Genomic DNA, 13,525 nt, shown 5'->3' on the forward strand with positions numbered 1-13,525 from the left:
CGTGTCCGAGTCCTCCTGGTGCAACCAGGGAGACTCGGACACGCGCTCTACTTCGGCGCGACGGTCAGAGCTGGAGGAAGCGCTTCAGCTCGAACGGGGTGACCTGGGCGCTGTACGTCTCCCACTCCTCGCGCTTGTTGCGCAGGAAGTAGTCGAAGACGTGCTCGCCGAGGGTCTCGGCCACGAGCTCGGACTTCTCCATGAACTGGATGGCCTCGTCGAGGTCGCGCGGCAGCGGGGCGATGCCCAGGGCGCGGCGCTCGGCCGGGGTGAGCTCCCAGACGTCGTCCTCGGTGTGGTCCAGGAGGTCGTAGCCCTCCTCGATGCCCTTGAGCCCGGCGGCCAGCAGAACGGCGAAGGCCAGGTACGGGTTCGCCGCCGAGTCCAGCGCGCGGTACTCGATGCGCGCCGAGTTGCCCTTGCCCGGCTTGTACATCGGCACGCGGACCAGCGCGGACCGGTTGTTGTGGCCCCAGCTCACGTAGCTCGGGGCCTCCTGCCCGCCCCAGAGCCGCTTGTAGCTGTTGACGTACTGGTTGGTCACGGCGGTGATCTCGCCCGCGTGCACCATGAGGCCCGCGATGAACTGCCGCGCCGTCTTGGACAGCTCGAACTGGGCGCCGGGCTCGTAGAACGCGTTGCGGTCGTCCTCGAACAGCGACACGTGCGTGTGCATGCCGGAACCGGGCTGGTCGGCCAGCGGCTTGGGCATGAACGACGCGAACACGCCCTGCTCCAGCGCCACCTCCTTGACCACCGTGCGGAACGTCATGAGGTTGTCCGCGGTGGTCAGCGCGTCGGCGTAGCGCAGGTCGATCTCGTTCTGCCCCGGGCCGGCCTCGTGGTGGGAGAACTCCACCGAGATGCCCATCGACTCCAGCATCGTGATCGCGGCGCGGCGGAAGTCGTGCGTCGACCCCCGGGCCAGGTGGTCGAAGTACCCGCCCTGGTCGACCGGCTCCAGCTTCGGGTCGGCCTTGGTGAGCTGGTTGAACAGGTAGAACTCGACCTCGGGGTGCGTGTAGAAGGTGAACCCGCGGTCGCTCGCCTTGGCGAGGGTGCGCTTGAGCACGTTGCGCGAGTCCGCCAGCGAGGGCTCGCCGTCCGGCGTCAGGATGTCGCAGAACATGCGGCCCGTACCGTGCCGCTCGCCGCGCCACGGGAGCACCTGGAAGGTGGTCGGGTCCGGCTTGGCGACCATGTCCGCCTCGAAGACCCGGGTGAGCCCCTCGATGGCGCTGCCGTCGAAGCCGATGCCCTCGCTGAACGCCGACTCGAGCTCGGCGGGTGCCACAGCTACCGACTTCAGCACGCCGAGCACATCGGTGAACCAAAGCCGGATGAAGCGGATGTCGCGCTCCTCGACCGTGCGGAGCACGAACTCCTGCTGCCTGTCCATGGGCCCATCTTGCACTAAACCTGTTACAGGCGCGTGTACCGGGCATGGACTACCGGTCGTAGGCTTTCCTGCGGCACCGATGCCGCCCGAACCACAGGAGGACCATGTCCGCCCACACCTCACCCACTCCGGGTCCCAAGCGGGTCCGTGTGCACCACCTGGCGGAGGCGAAGGCCCGGGGTGAGAAGCTCGCCATGCTCACCGCGTACGACGCGGTGACCGCCGCGATCTTCGACGCGGCGGGCATCGACATCCTGCTCGTGGGCGACTCCATCGGGAACGTCATGCACGGCCACGCCACCACGATCCCCGTGACGGTCGACGACATGATCCCGGCCGCCCGCGCCGTCGCGCGGGCCACGAAGCGCGCCTTCGTCGTGATCGACCTGCCGTTCGGCTCCTACGAGGCCGGCCCGCAGCAGGCGCTGGAGACGGCGGTGCGGATCTTCAAGGAGACCGGCGCCGACGCCGTCAAGCTCGAGGGCGGCATCCGCTCCGCGCCGCAGATCCGGGCGCTGACCAACGCAGGCATCCCCGTCGTCGCGCACCTGGGCTATACGCCGCAGTCGGAGAACTTGCTGGGCGGGCCGCGCGTCCAGGGCCGCGGCGACGCCGCCGTCGAGAACCTGGCCGCGGACGCGCAGGCCGTCGAGGAGGCGGGCGCCGTCGCCGTCGTCCTGGAGATGGTGCCCACGGGCGTCGCCGCGCGGATCACCGAGATCGTGCGCATCCCGACCATCGGCATCGGCGCCGGGCCGCACTGCGACGGCCAGGTCCTGGTGTGGACGGACATGGCGGGCATGACCGGCTGGTCGCCGCGCTTCGCCCGGCGCTACGCCGAGCTCGGGTCGGCGCTGCAGCAGGCCGCGGAGGACTACGTCTCCGAGGTCAAGGACTCGTCGTTCCCGGACGAGGAGCACTCGTTCGACAAGTAGCCGCGCTCCTGCCGGACGGCGGCGCGGGCTACTTCTTGCGCCAGTCCTCGTCGTCCTTCTCCCAGGACTCGTTGCGCGCCTTCGCGCTCGCCAGCGCCTGCTGCGCCTGGGCGCGGGTGCTGTACGGGCCCATCAGGTGCGTCCAGGAGGAACGGTGCCCCTCCTCGACCTCGCCCGTCTCGGTGTTGTACCAGTACTGCTCCTCAGTGGTCATGAGACGATCCTGACATGAGTGACCTGGCGTTCGGCATCGACATCGGAGGTTCGGGGATCAAGGGTGCGCCCGTCGATCTCGTCGCGGGCGAGTACGCGGACAAGCGGACCCGCATCCCGACCCCGCAACCGTCCACCCCGCAGGCTGTGGCAGACGTGCTGGCCAAGCTCGTGGACACCTATCACCTGCCGGACGACGTGCCGATCGGCGTCGCGTTCCCCGCCCCGTTGCAGCACGGCGTGGTCCGCTTCATGGCGAACCTCGACCAGTCGTGGACCGGCGTGGACCTGCCGGCGCTGGTGCAGCGCGTGACCGGTCGCCACGTCGTCGCGGTGAACGACGCCGACGCGGCCGGCGTGGGCGAGGTCCGGTACGGCGCCGCGCGCGACGCCGAGGGCGTGGTGCTCGTCGCGACGCTGGGCACGGGCATCGGCTCGGCCCTGATCGTCGACGGCGTCCTGGTGCCGAACACCGAGCTGGGGCACCTGGAGATCGACGGGCACGACGCCGAGTCCCGCGCCGCGGACTCCGCGCGCGAGCGTGAGGACCTGTCCTGGGACGAGTGGGCGGAGCGCCTGCAGCGCTACTTCGGCGTGGTCGAGGACCTGCTGTCGCCCGACCTCATCGTCGTGGGCGGCGGTGTGAGCAAGCATCACGAGAAGTACCTGCCGAGCCTGCACCTGCGTGCGCCGATCGTCCCGGCCAAGCTGCGGAACGCGGCTGGCATCGTGGGCGCCGCGGCGCTGGCCGCAGGGCGCTGACCAGCCACGTCGGCCTTCGGGCCGCCGGGCGGGGTCGACGGCGAGACCCGGTCAGGCCTCGCGGACGGCGGGCTGGGCGGACTGCGCGAACAGCGCGTCGACCCCGAGCATCTCGATGACGCTCCGGACCACCGGCGGCGGCTCCGGGAGGCTGACGGTCAGCCCGTCCTGCGTGCCGTAGGTGTACATCTGCATGAGGAACGCGACACCGGTCGAGTCCATGAACGTCACCCTCGAGGTGTCGATCACCACGGACTTGGCCCTCTCGAGGGCGTTGGCGATCGCAGCACTCGACTCACCGCGCAGGGAGACGTCGATCTCTCCCCACATGCTCACGACACTCGTGCGGGACTGTTCTTCGAACATGATCCCGCCCGTGCGCCCCCTGTTATCGAATTCCGTGTTGCTCACTTGCATCGCCCCTGTTCATTGCTCCCCGACATGGCCGCCGGAACGGGTCGCCCGACCCCCCGGGCAACTCTGGGAGATTGCAACGCCTTCGTCGCGATCACGGGCAGCCTACATCCGTGAAGATCGCAAGTGGAACATCCACCGTGGGTTACATTTCCCCCTCAGGACTGGTATAACTCACCTTTTCTCCGTCGAACCGGAACATTTCCCCCCGGCAGATCGGACAAATGGGCGCCATGTTGGACGACCGTCCAAGAAAAAGATTCACAAGATTCAATTCTCCGACGATCGATTCGGGCCATCAGGCCCTTCTGAGGCGCGAGGATTGCGAACGCTCGGTGCGCTTTCCTTCTCCCATGCGTCGAGCTGCATGGTGAGCGCCTTCGCGAGCTCGAACACCTGCTGCGGAGGAATGCGTACGCGCGAGACCACACGGCCTGGCACGGTAATCGAGGTGACTTCACCCGACTCCGGGTCCGAGACCGGGCTCGGCGGCTGCTTCACGGCGATGAAGTCCAGGATGAACGACGTCGGTGTGTGCCAGACGGACGCGAAGTCGGCGGGCACGCCGGTCTCCATCTCGTCGGGTACGTCGATCTGGAACTCCTGGGGCAGCTCGTCGGACGACACTGGGGCTCCTCGGGTGGCCGGGCGGTTCCCCGACCGTACCGTGGGGTCGGTTGGCGCGACAGTGGAAACGGACTCCGAGGACATATGTGTCCCGGGCGACGCTCTGTGGCGAAAAGATGCTGCCCGGTGGCGCCTGCGGCACTAGGCTCGCGCGTTCGTCCCCACGAACAACCCCGCGCAGACTCCTGGAGGGTCCCCATGCCTGCCGACGTGCCCGAGCTCATCCAGGAACGGGAGTTTCTCGCCGAGGCACGGTCCCAGCTCGGCCGGATGCGGGAGCGGGTCGCCGCGCTGGACGGACGCTACGCCGGCGACCCGGTCAGCGCGGACGTGCTGGAGGCCACGCTCGCGCGCCGGATGGAGCAGCTCACCGACGACCCCGAGATCCCGCTCTTCTTCGGCCGCATCGACGTCGCGGAGAACGCCGAGACCTTCCACATCGGACGGCGCCACGTCTCGGACCCGGACGGCGAGCCGATGGTCGTGGACTGGCGCGCCCCGGTGAGCACCCCGTTCTACCGGGCGACGCCGAAGGAGCCGATGGGCATCACCGCCCGACGGCGCTACGGGTTCGCCCGCGGCCACCTGACCGGGTTCGAGGACGAGCCCCTGACCCGCGCCGACGGCGCCGACGGCACAGCCGGCGCCACCGCGCACTCGGAGATCCTCGAGGCCGAGATCGAGCGCCCGCGCACCGGCCCGATGCGCGACATCGTCGCGACGATCCAGCCCGAGCAGGACGTCATAGTCCGCATGCCGCTCGAACGCACCCTCGTCGTGCAGGGCGCGCCCGGCACCGGGAAGACGGCGGTCGGCCTGCACCGCGCGGCGTACCTCTTGTACGCGCACCGCGAGCAGCTCACCCGCCGCGGCGTGCTCGTCGTCGGGCCGAACAAGAGCTTCCTGCGGTACATCCGTGACGTGCTGCCCGCCCTCGGCGAGATCCACGCCAGGCAGGCGACCATCGAGGAGATCGTGGGCGAGCACGCCCCGGTGCGCGCCACCGAGGCGGCCGACGTCGCGACCCTCAAGGGCGACGGCCGGATGGCGGCCGTGCTGCGGCGCGCCGTCTGGTCGCACATCGGCACCCCGCAGGACACGCTGGTCCTGCCGCGCGGCTCCTTCCGCTGGCGGGTGCCGGCGTACGAGGCCCGCGAGGCAGTCGAGCAGATCCGGGCGCGCGACGTGCGGTACGCGCTGGGCGCGGCGCAGCTCCGGCACGCCCTGGCGCACCGCGTGCTCGTCCAGATCGAGGAGACCGGCGACGCGCTCGACGACAAGGCGTGGGACGTCCTGGCCCGGACGAAGCCCGTCCGCGACTACGCGGCAGCGGTGTGGCCGGCGGTCGAGCCGCGCAGGCTGCTCTTCCGGCTGTTCTCCGACGCGCGGTTCCTCGCCGAGTGCGCCGAGGGGATCCTGTCCGACGCCGAACAGCTCCTCCTCGTGTGGGACCGCCCGCCCCGCACGCCCGGCTCCGCACGCTGGGCGACTGCGGACCTCGTGCTGCTCGACGAGATCGCCGACCTGCTGGACCGGTCGGCGTCGGTGGCGCACATCGTCGTCGACGAGGCGCAGGACCTGTCGGCGATGATGCTGCGCGCCCTCGGGCGGCGCGCCGCGACGGGCTCGCTCACCGTGCTCGGGGACCTCGCGCAGGCCACGACGCCCTGGGCATCCTCCGACTGGTCGGACGTGCTGGGCCACCTGGCCAAGCCCGACGGGCACGTGGAGCAGCTCACCGCCGGCTTCCGCGTGCCCGCCGACGTGATCGACCTCGCCGCCCGGCTCCTGCCCAGCATCGCGCCGGGCCTGGAGCCCCCGACCGCCGTCCGGCGCGCCCGCGGCCGGCTCACCCTCACCGCCACGCCGCTCGACGACGTCCTCGCGGGCGTCACCGGCCTGGAGGGATCGGTAGGCCTGATCGTGCCCGACGCCGCCGTGCCCCACGTCCGCACGACGCTCGCCGCCGTCGGGCTCTCGTTCGCGGTCGTGGGCGAGCAGGACGACGTCCTGCCCGGACCGGAAGCCGATGCGGACGACGGCTCCGAGTTCGACGCGCACCTGGACCTGGTTCCCGCCTCGCTGGCGAAGGGCCTGGAGTTCGACCACGTGGTGCTGCACGACCCCGCCGCGATCGTCGCGGCCGAGCCGAACCACGCCACGGGCCTGCGCCGCCTCTACGTCTGCCTGACCCGGGCGGTCACGTCCCTCGTCGTGCAGCACGACGGCGACCTGCCCCCGGAGCTGGGCATCGAGCACCTGGACGAGAACCTGGCCGAGGCCGGCAAGAGCTAGCCGCGGACCGGCGCCGAGCGGGATTCCTCAGGAGCGACGGCTCTGGCGGCCCGGGTTCTCCGGGTCGACGCCCCAGCTCACGACCCAGGTGGGCGTGATGCGGATGACCTCGCGGCCCATGTACGGGACCGGCGGGTCGACGTCTTCCAGGGCGACGGCGGTACCCCGGATCTCGATGCCCCGCACCGTCCACGGGTCCCGCGAGACGAGGTCGTCGACGACGAGGGCGACCTGGTCGTTGGCCAGGACGTTGCGGAACTTGCGGCTCAGTCCTTTCTATCCCTCGCCACTGACCCAACCACGCTGAGGGTTGGTGAACGAGCGCTTGACCGTGTGCCAAGGACATAGTTTCCACTGGACGACGTCGGCGGCGGCGTGCCGGCCGACAGGCCGATCAGACCAGAGGAGCGGAGCAGACCGTGGCGTGGAGCACCCGGCAGATCGCGGAACTCGCGGGCACCACCATCAACACCGTGCGGCACTACCACGAGGCGGGCCTGCTCGAGGAGCCGGAGCGCAGGTCGAACGGGTACAAGCAGTACGGGGTGCCACACCTCCTGCGGCTCCTGCAGATCCGGCGGCTGCGCGATCTCGGCGTGCCGCTCGCGCAGATCGAGTCGCTCGGCCGTGCCGACGAGGACCCCGCCGAGGCATTGCGCGTGCTCGACGCCGAGCTCGAGGTGACCATCGAACGGCTGCAGCGCGCCCGGTCGGAGCTCGCCCTGATCCTGCGCCACCGCGCTCCCGCCGACCTGCCGCCCGGCTTCAGCTCGGTCGCGGACGTCCTGTCGGAGCCGAACCGGTCGCTGATCATGATCTACCAGCAGGTCTACGACGAGTCGGCGATGAGCGACCTCCGCCAGATGCTGCAGGAGACCCCGCGCACGGACGCGGACGAGGAGCTCGACGCACTCCCCGCTGACGCGGACATGGCGACGCGCCAGCGTCTTGCCGAGTATCTCGCCCCAATCATCGAGCGGCAGCAGGCCGCCTACCCGTGGCTCAACGACCCCGCGTCGCGTTCGCCGAAGGGCGCGGCAATCCTGGAGAGCACGATGGTCGAGTCGCTCCGTGAGCTCTACAACCCCGCTCAGCTCGACGTGCTGTACCGCGCCGACCTGATCATCAAGGGCAAGACCGACGAACGACCGGACGTCGGCGACTGACGAGCGCCGTGACGCGCCGTCAGGCCCGGCGCGCGAGCAGGCTGAACGAGTTGGGGAGGCGGCCGTCCCACGCGGCGGCCGCGTTCAGGTACCCGGGGCGCCAGAACGGTTCGGGGTACTCGTCGAGGTGCTCGATCTCGAAGCCCGCTCGCTGGCAGGCCATGACGATCTCCGAGAGCGTGTGCTGACGTTCCACGGCACCGTTGGCCGGGAACGAGTCGTTGACGTGCGAGCGCGCGAAGTAGCTGCGATCAGGACGGACTCGGATCTCGTCCGGGTCCCAGGCCCACAGCGGCACCAGCGGATGCGCCTCGTAGACGTAGAACCAGCCGCCCGCCCGGAGCAGACGGTGCACCTCGGCGAAGAACGCCGGCAGGTCAGGGAGCCAGATGAGCGCGCCCTTGCCGGTGTAGACGAGGTCGGCGCTGGCGTCGTCCAGCCCGCTCTCGGGCATGACCGCCCGCGTGTAGCGGCAGGGCATCCCCAGCTCGTCGGCCCGGCGCTGCGCGCTCGACAGAGCCGCCTCGCTGTAGTCCAGCCCGTGCACTGAGCGCGCGCCCAGGCGCGCCAGCGCGATGTCGTCCAGACCGTGGCCGCTCATCGGATGCACCACGTCGGCGCCGACCACGAGGTCGCCCAGAGTCGCCACCTCCTCGGGCAGCAGCTCGACGGTCCGGGCCTCTGTCAGGTGCTCGGCGTACTCGTCCTCGTACTTGCGCGATGCGACGGCCCACGCGGCCCGGGTCTCGTCCCCTGTGACGTCCATCCCGTCACCCTCTCAGTGCCGCCGCCAGCAGGAAAGAGATTTTTCAGCGCGTCAGTCCTCGACCGGCTCCCCGGTCGGGTCGTCGGCGGCGGGCGCGTCCAGCTCCGGCCCGCCGACCGGGTCGGCGCCCCAGGCGACCAGGCGCCAGCCGCCGACGGGGTCGCCCTCGATCTCCACCAGGCCGGTGTTGGCCAGCGCCGTCCGCTCGACCAGGTCGACGTCCACGCCCGACACGCGCGCCGACACCCACGTCCGGATCGCGGCGCCATGAGAGACCACGACGACGCTGCCCCACTCCCGCGCGGCGATCTTCGCCACCGCCTCGTCGTAGCGCCCGAGGAACGCCCGGCCGTCCGGACCGCCGGGCATGGCGCGAGCGACGTCGCCCCGCGCCCAGGCGAAGACCGTGCCGAGATAGCTCCGGTGCGCCTCGTGGGCACCGGCCATCTCCAGGTCACCCGCCTCGATCTCCTGCAGACCGTCCACCGTGAGCGGCTGGATGCCGCGCGCCCGGGCCAGCGGCGCGGCCGTGAGCGACGTCCGTACCAGCGGCGAGACCGCTATCGCGTCGACCTGGCGCTCGCGCAGCGCGTGCGGGACGGCGGCGGCCTGGCGCTCGCCGAGCGTCGTCAGCCCGGGGCCCGGGCTCGCCGTGTCGAGCAGCCCGTGCACGTTGGAGGGTGTCTGTCCGTGGCGCAGGAGCAGAAGTCTCATAAGGAGCATTCTCGCCGACCGTTCGCCGTCGCCCGGTACCAATTCCGTTGGGTGGTCCCCAACACCGTGTCCGTTCCGTTACTCTAAGCCTCACCATGAGCCCGACATGTCGCCTTCGCTCCCCCTTCGCCGGTCTCCGGCGCGGTTTCGCGGGCGTCCTGACGGCCATGCCTCTCGCGCTCGCAGACCGCGGCACCCCACCGTGCCCTTCGATCTGAAAGGCCTCAGCCTCCATGGATCCCCAGTCCAGCCTGACCGCGCCCAGCCTGACCGCACCCTCGCGGGTACGTGGTCGTCACCGGGCGGCGCACCGCCCCGTCCTGACCGACCTCGCCCGAGTCACTACCGGGCAGGCCGGCATGGTTGCCGGGCGCGGCGCCGTGATCGCGGCGGCAGGTTCCGGCGTGCTGTTGTCCCTGATCGCCCCGCCTGCCCAGGCGGCGACGGCCACTGAGCTCGGCACCACGCTGGCCGGCTCGCCCGTCCAGGGCACGCTGAACACGGCCGACCTCAACGCCCTGACCGCCCAGGCCCGCCAGACGGTCGCCGCGGCGGGCGTCGTCGCCGTCGCTCCGACGGCGGAGCTGAAGGTCGAGAGTTCAGCGGTCTCCGTCGTCTCCGCCGCCGAGAACGAGGAGTACCAGGCGGAGCGTGCCGCCGAGGCCGCCGAGGAGGCCGCAGCGCAGCGCCGGGCGTCGGTGATCTCGGTAGCGATGCGCTACCTCGGCGTCCCGTACGTGTGGGGCGGCACGACCCCCGCCGGGTTCGACTGCTCCGGGTTCACGTCCTACGTCTTCGCCCAGGTCGGGATCGACCTTCCGCGGACGTCGTCCTCGCAGCGCTACGCCGGGACCGTCGTGTCCTGGGCCGATGCGCTGCCGGGCGACCTGATCTGGACCCCCGGGCACATCGCGATCTACGCGGGCGACGGCATGCAGATCGAGGCCCCGGTGCCGGGCAAGAGCGTCCGCTACACCAGCATCTGGCAGTCGGGCCCGACGTTCATCCGCGTGGGCTGAACCACCCCCGGTGAGGGGCAGGCCACGCCCCTCACCAGCCCCCCGCCAGGCGCCCCACCGATCCGCACACCGATCGGTCTCAGCCGCGGTCGGATCCGCCTAGACTCGCCGCATGACCACCGAGGTGAAGCCCAGCCCTCGAGAGCGCCTGCTGGACGCGGCGGCCACCCTCGCCTACCAGCGGGGTGTCGGCGTCGGCATCGAGGCACTGTGCCAAGCAGCGGGAGTCTCCAAGCGCTCCATGTACCAGCTCTTCGAGAGCAAGGGCGAGCTGCTGGCGGCGAGCCTGGAGCGGGGCGCCGCCGCCTACACGGCATGGCTCCTGCCCACGGCAGACGACGGCAGCTCGCACCGCCGGCGGATCCTGCACGTCTTCGAGCAGGTCGAGGCGCAGGCGGCCGTGCCCGAGTACCAGGGCTGCCGGTACCTGGCGGTCCAGATCGAGCTCAAGGACCCGAGCCACCCCGCGAGCCGCGTGGCGCGCCAGGTCAAGGAGGACCTGGCGGGATTCTTCCGCGCCGAGGCCGAACAGGGCGGTGCCGGCGACCCCGATCTGCTGGCCCGGCAGCTCATCCTGGTCTTCGACGGCGCCAGCGCACGCGCGGGGATCGGGGCCGACGACCTGACGGGACTCGTCACCCCTACCGTGGGCACCCTCCTCGACGCCGCGGGCCTGCCCTGAGTCCCGCCGGCCAGCCGCGCCCGCCCGCGCGGCAGCCAGGCTTGCTTCCGGAAACCGATCAGTTTACCGTGTGCCGAAACCGATCGGTTTCTCTTTGCACGCGGGGGCTCCAGATGACAACAGCTCGGCCGGTGGCACTCGTGACAGGTGCGTCGTCCGGCATCGGGAAGGCGGCCGCGCTCGCGCTGCTCGGAGCCGGTTTCGACGTGGTGGGCACGAGCCGCGACACCTCGCGGGTCAGCCCGCTGGACGGGGTGACCTTCGTCGACCTCGACGTCGCCGGTGACGCGGCGGTCACCACGGCGGTCGAGCAGGTGATCGACCGGTTCGGCCGGATCGACGTCCTCGTGAACAACGCCGGCGGCGGCCTGACGGGCGCGGCCGAGGAGAACTCCGTCGCGCAGGTGCAGGGTGTCTTCGACGTCAACGTCTTCGGCGTCATCCGTATGACCCAGGCGGTCCTGCCGCACATGCGGTCCCGGGGCAGCGGCCGCATCATCAACCTCTCGTCGATCTTCGGCCTCGTGCCTGCGCCGTACCTGGCCGCCTACGCCGCGTCCAAGCACGCGGTCGAGGGTTACTCCGAGTCGGTGGACCACGAGGTCAGGGAGCACGGCGTACGGGTCCTCCTCGTCGAGCCCGGTGCGACCAGCACCAAGTTCGACGCGAACAGCACGCGGCCCGACTCCCCGCTCCAGGCCTATGACAAGCAGCGCCGCATCGCCGAGCAGGTGATCGCGGCGTCGGTGCGCGACGGCGACGCGCCCGCAACCGTCGCGCAGGCGATAGTGGCGGCGGCGACAGATGCCGACCCGAAGCTGCGGTACACCGCCGGTCCGCTGGCCGGACGCATCAGCACGCTCCGCCGGGTCGTTCCCCCACGGATGTTCTATGCCCAGATCCGCAAGTACCACCAGCTACCCCGCTGAGCCCGACCGCGGGGCAAGCAGGCAACAGAGGAGCAAAGAATGACCTTCAGCACCGAAGCAACGAATTTCGGGTGGCTGCTCGACAACTTCGTGCGCACCGTTCCCGGCAGCCGGCACACGCTCGTCGTGTCGGCGGACGGCCTGCTCATGGCGATGTCCGACCAGCTCGACCGCACCAGCGGCGACCAGCTCGCGGCGATCGTCTCGGGCATGGCGAGCCTCACGCGCGCGGGTTCGCGTCAGGTCAACGGCGGCAACGTCCGGCAGACGATCCTCGAGATGGACAACGGGTTCCTGTTCCTGATGAACGTCTCGAACGGGTCCGTGCTCGGCGTCATCGCCGAGGCCACCTGCGACATCGGTCTCATCGGCTACGAGATGGCCCTGCTCGTGTCCCGCACCGAGGCCACGCTCACGCCGCAGCTCATCACCGAGATGCGGGGCAGCCTCCCGGTCGACGGACAGTCCCGGGCCGCCGCGGTCTGACGCCGGCGACGCTCACCGGACGGCCGCGACCGAGCGCAGGACGTCGGCCGCGCCGTGCTCGGTGATGCTGCCGCAGACCTCGCCGGCTGCCTTCCGGACCTCGGCCGGGGCGTGCCCCATCGCCACGGCACGGGCGGCCCATTCGAACATCGGCACGTCGTTGTGCCCGTCGCCGACGGCGATCGTGTGCTCCTGCGCGACCCGCACGCGGCGTCGAACGGCCTCCAGGGCAGTCGCCTTCGAGACGTTCGGCGCCGTCAGGTCGATCCAGTCGTCCGGCCCGGCGACCGATCCGGGCGTGGTCGTCACGTCGAACCAGCGCAGCTCGCGCGCTATCGCGGTGACGTCGGGCGCGTGCACGACGGCGCGGGTCGTCGGCGTCTCCCACAGGTCGCGCTCGTGCTCGACGACGTACTGCCGGCCGTTGAGCAACCCGTCGGGAAACCTGCCGCTGACGCGGTAACCCTTGCCCAGCACCTCCGTGGCGAGCAGCGCGTCCGGGTCCGCGTCGCTGGCCCGCTGCAGCGCGGGACCGGCGTCGAACCGCACCGCGTCCTCGATGACCAGGCGAGAGCCGTTGATCCAGGCCGTCACGGCGCCGTTGGAGCAGATCACCCGGCCTCGGCGCAGCCCCAGCCGCCTGATGATCGGTGCCACCCCGACCAGGGACCGCCCCGTGGCGAGGACCACGTGGTGCGCCTTGGCGAGAACTGCCTGCACCGCGGCCACGGTGATGTCCGGGATGAACCCGGCCTGGGCGAGCGTGCCGTCGACGTCGAGCGCCACCAGGCGCGCTGCCGGGGTGAGCGCCGGTCTGTGCGACGTCGGCATGGTCTTCAGAGTCACGGTCTTCTCCGGTGGACAGGTCATGGGGGTGCCCGGCGCCGGGTGCTCTCGTCGTCGGACCTCACCACTCTCACCCCGAGGGACGGGACGTTGTCACCGCATTTCGTGGTCATCTGGGGACACTTCAAGATGTCGGACGGCGAAGTGGTGCGTATCGCCGGCGCATCGGGAACCACAGACGCAGCCGCTGGAGCACTGGCTGCGCGCGCGTCGCCGCGCACCCGGGGCCCGGGGGCGATGGCACCACCGAGCAAAGAGCCGAACCCCGGGGC

16 protein-coding genes are annotated in these 13,525 nt (G+C 70.9%); 8 read left to right on the forward strand and 8 right to left on the reverse strand.

The window, feature by feature from the left end:
• Positions 1–64: 64 nt before the first annotated feature.
• Positions 65–1,399 (reverse strand): glutamine synthetase family protein, encoded by a 1,335-nt coding sequence (locus ACFT2C_RS27765; protein ID WP_377210332.1) that lies wholly within the window; start codon positions 1,397–1,399, stop codon positions 65–67.
• A gap of 104 nt (positions 1,400–1,503) precedes the next feature.
• Between ACFT2C_RS27765 and panB the strand changes: the two genes are divergently transcribed.
• Positions 1,504–2,334, forward strand: a complete 831-nt coding sequence (gene panB, locus ACFT2C_RS27770) for a 3-methyl-2-oxobutanoate hydroxymethyltransferase (RefSeq protein ID WP_377210333.1) — start codon at positions 1,504–1,506, stop codon at positions 2,332–2,334.
• A gap of 28 nt (positions 2,335–2,362) precedes the next feature.
• Here panB and ACFT2C_RS27775 read toward each other — a convergent pair whose 3' ends face one another.
• The gene (locus ACFT2C_RS27775; RefSeq protein WP_377210334.1) at positions 2,363–2,548 is read right to left on the reverse strand and encodes an SPOR domain-containing protein; all 186 of its coding nucleotides are present in this window, start codon (positions 2,546–2,548) and stop codon (positions 2,363–2,365) included.
• A gap of 14 nt (positions 2,549–2,562) precedes the next feature.
• Between ACFT2C_RS27775 and ppgK the strand changes: the two genes are divergently transcribed.
• On the forward strand, positions 2,563–3,309 hold the full coding sequence (gene ppgK, locus ACFT2C_RS27780; protein WP_377210335.1) for a polyphosphate--glucose phosphotransferase: 747 nt from the start codon (positions 2,563–2,565) through the stop codon (positions 3,307–3,309).
• Positions 3,310–3,360: 51 nt separating this feature from the next.
• On the opposite strand, the gene ACFT2C_RS27785 is transcribed toward ppgK, so the two are convergent.
• Both ACFT2C_RS27785 and ACFT2C_RS27790 read right to left on the reverse strand, forming a co-directional pair.
• Positions 3,361–3,726 (reverse strand): STAS domain-containing protein, encoded by a 366-nt coding sequence (locus ACFT2C_RS27785; RefSeq protein ID WP_377210336.1) that lies wholly within the window; start codon positions 3,724–3,726, stop codon positions 3,361–3,363.
• Positions 3,727–3,993: 267 nt separating this feature from the next.
• Positions 3,994–4,350, reverse strand: coding sequence for a DUF3467 domain-containing protein (locus tag ACFT2C_RS27790; protein ID WP_377210337.1), 357 nt, complete (start codon positions 4,348–4,350; stop codon positions 3,994–3,996).
• Between the two features lie 198 nt (positions 4,351–4,548).
• Between ACFT2C_RS27790 and ACFT2C_RS27795 the strand changes: the two genes are divergently transcribed.
• Positions 4,549–6,645: a HelD family protein gene (locus tag ACFT2C_RS27795; protein WP_377210338.1), complete on the forward strand. Its 2,097-nt coding sequence runs from the start codon at positions 4,549–4,551 to the stop codon at positions 6,643–6,645.
• Positions 6,646–6,672: 27 nt separating this feature from the next.
• Here ACFT2C_RS27795 and ACFT2C_RS27800 read toward each other — a convergent pair whose 3' ends face one another.
• On the reverse strand, positions 6,673–6,915 hold the full coding sequence (locus ACFT2C_RS27800; RefSeq protein ID WP_377210347.1) for a pyridoxamine 5'-phosphate oxidase family protein: 243 nt from the start codon (positions 6,913–6,915) through the stop codon (positions 6,673–6,675).
• 149 nt (positions 6,916–7,064) lie between these two features.
• On the opposite strand from ACFT2C_RS27800, the gene ACFT2C_RS27805 reads away from it, so the two are divergent.
• Complete coding sequence (locus ACFT2C_RS27805; RefSeq protein ID WP_377210339.1) at positions 7,065–7,811, forward strand: MerR family transcriptional regulator; 747 nt, start codon at positions 7,065–7,067, stop codon at positions 7,809–7,811.
• 19 nt (positions 7,812–7,830) lie between these two features.
• Here ACFT2C_RS27805 and ACFT2C_RS27810 read toward each other — a convergent pair whose 3' ends face one another.
• The gene (locus tag ACFT2C_RS27810; protein ID WP_377210340.1) at positions 7,831–8,577 is read right to left on the reverse strand and encodes a class I SAM-dependent methyltransferase; all 747 of its coding nucleotides are present in this window, start codon (positions 8,575–8,577) and stop codon (positions 7,831–7,833) included.
• A 51-nt stretch (positions 8,578–8,628) separates the two neighbouring features.
• Positions 8,629–9,291 carry a histidine phosphatase family protein gene (locus tag ACFT2C_RS27815; protein WP_377210341.1) on the reverse strand — a complete coding sequence of 221 codons (663 nt, stop codon included), beginning with the start codon at positions 9,289–9,291 and terminating at the stop codon, positions 8,629–8,631.
• A gap of 233 nt (positions 9,292–9,524) precedes the next feature.
• On the opposite strand from ACFT2C_RS27815, the gene ACFT2C_RS27820 reads away from it, so the two are divergent.
• The 4 genes from ACFT2C_RS27820 (at position 9,525) to ACFT2C_RS27835 (ending at position 12,407) form a co-directional block, all read left to right on the forward strand.
• The gene (locus tag ACFT2C_RS27820) at positions 9,525–10,310 is read left to right on the forward strand and encodes a C40 family peptidase (RefSeq protein ID WP_377210342.1); all 786 of its coding nucleotides are present in this window, start codon (positions 9,525–9,527) and stop codon (positions 10,308–10,310) included.
• A 112-nt stretch (positions 10,311–10,422) separates the two neighbouring features.
• Positions 10,423–10,992: a TetR/AcrR family transcriptional regulator gene (locus tag ACFT2C_RS27825; protein ID WP_377210343.1), complete on the forward strand. Its 570-nt coding sequence runs from the start codon at positions 10,423–10,425 to the stop codon at positions 10,990–10,992.
• Positions 10,993–11,105: 113 nt separating this feature from the next.
• Positions 11,106–11,921, forward strand: coding sequence for an oxidoreductase (locus ACFT2C_RS27830; RefSeq protein ID WP_377210344.1), 816 nt, complete (start codon positions 11,106–11,108; stop codon positions 11,919–11,921).
• 39 nt (positions 11,922–11,960) lie between these two features.
• Positions 11,961–12,407, forward strand: a complete 447-nt coding sequence (locus tag ACFT2C_RS27835; protein WP_377210345.1) for a roadblock/LC7 domain-containing protein — start codon at positions 11,961–11,963, stop codon at positions 12,405–12,407.
• Between the two features lie 12 nt (positions 12,408–12,419).
• Here ACFT2C_RS27835 and ACFT2C_RS27840 read toward each other — a convergent pair whose 3' ends face one another.
• The gene (locus ACFT2C_RS27840; protein WP_377210346.1) at positions 12,420–13,253 is read right to left on the reverse strand and encodes an HAD family hydrolase; all 834 of its coding nucleotides are present in this window, start codon (positions 13,251–13,253) and stop codon (positions 12,420–12,422) included.
• Positions 13,254–13,525: the final 272 nt, after the last annotated feature.

The organism is Promicromonospora sp. NPDC057138 (assembly GCF_042670845.1).
Taxonomy (GTDB): domain Bacteria; phylum Actinomycetota; class Actinomycetes; order Actinomycetales; family Cellulomonadaceae; genus Promicromonospora.

Bases quoted from the DNA above. Each gene is read 5' to 3' on its own strand.
- ACFT2C_RS27765 (WP_377210332.1), bottom strand. From the start codon at position 1,399: ATGGACAGGCAGCAGGAGTTCGTGCTCCGCACGGTCGAGGAGCGCGAC.
- panB (WP_377210333.1), top strand. From the start codon at position 1,504: ATGTCCGCCCACACCTCACCCACTCCGGGTCCCAAGCGGGTCCGTGTG.
- ACFT2C_RS27775 (WP_377210334.1), bottom strand. From the start codon at position 2,548: ATGACCACTGAGGAGCAGTACTGGTACAACACCGAGACGGGCGAGGTC.
- ppgK (WP_377210335.1), top strand. From the start codon at position 2,563: ATGAGTGACCTGGCGTTCGGCATCGACATCGGAGGTTCGGGGATCAAG.
- ACFT2C_RS27785 (WP_377210336.1), bottom strand. From the start codon at position 3,726: ATGCAAGTGAGCAACACGGAATTCGATAACAGGGGGCGCACGGGCGGG.
- ACFT2C_RS27795 (WP_377210338.1), top strand. From the start codon at position 4,549: ATGCCTGCCGACGTGCCCGAGCTCATCCAGGAACGGGAGTTTCTCGCC.
- ACFT2C_RS27810 (WP_377210340.1), bottom strand. From the start codon at position 8,577: ATGGACGTCACAGGGGACGAGACCCGGGCCGCGTGGGCCGTCGCATCG.
- ACFT2C_RS27815 (WP_377210341.1), bottom strand. From the start codon at position 9,291: ATGAGACTTCTGCTCCTGCGCCACGGACAGACACCCTCCAACGTGCAC.
- ACFT2C_RS27820 (WP_377210342.1), top strand. From the start codon at position 9,525: ATGGATCCCCAGTCCAGCCTGACCGCGCCCAGCCTGACCGCACCCTCG.
- ACFT2C_RS27825 (WP_377210343.1), top strand. From the start codon at position 10,423: ATGACCACCGAGGTGAAGCCCAGCCCTCGAGAGCGCCTGCTGGACGCG.
- ACFT2C_RS27830 (WP_377210344.1), top strand. From the start codon at position 11,106: ATGACAACAGCTCGGCCGGTGGCACTCGTGACAGGTGCGTCGTCCGGC.
- ACFT2C_RS27835 (WP_377210345.1), top strand. From the start codon at position 11,961: ATGACCTTCAGCACCGAAGCAACGAATTTCGGGTGGCTGCTCGACAAC.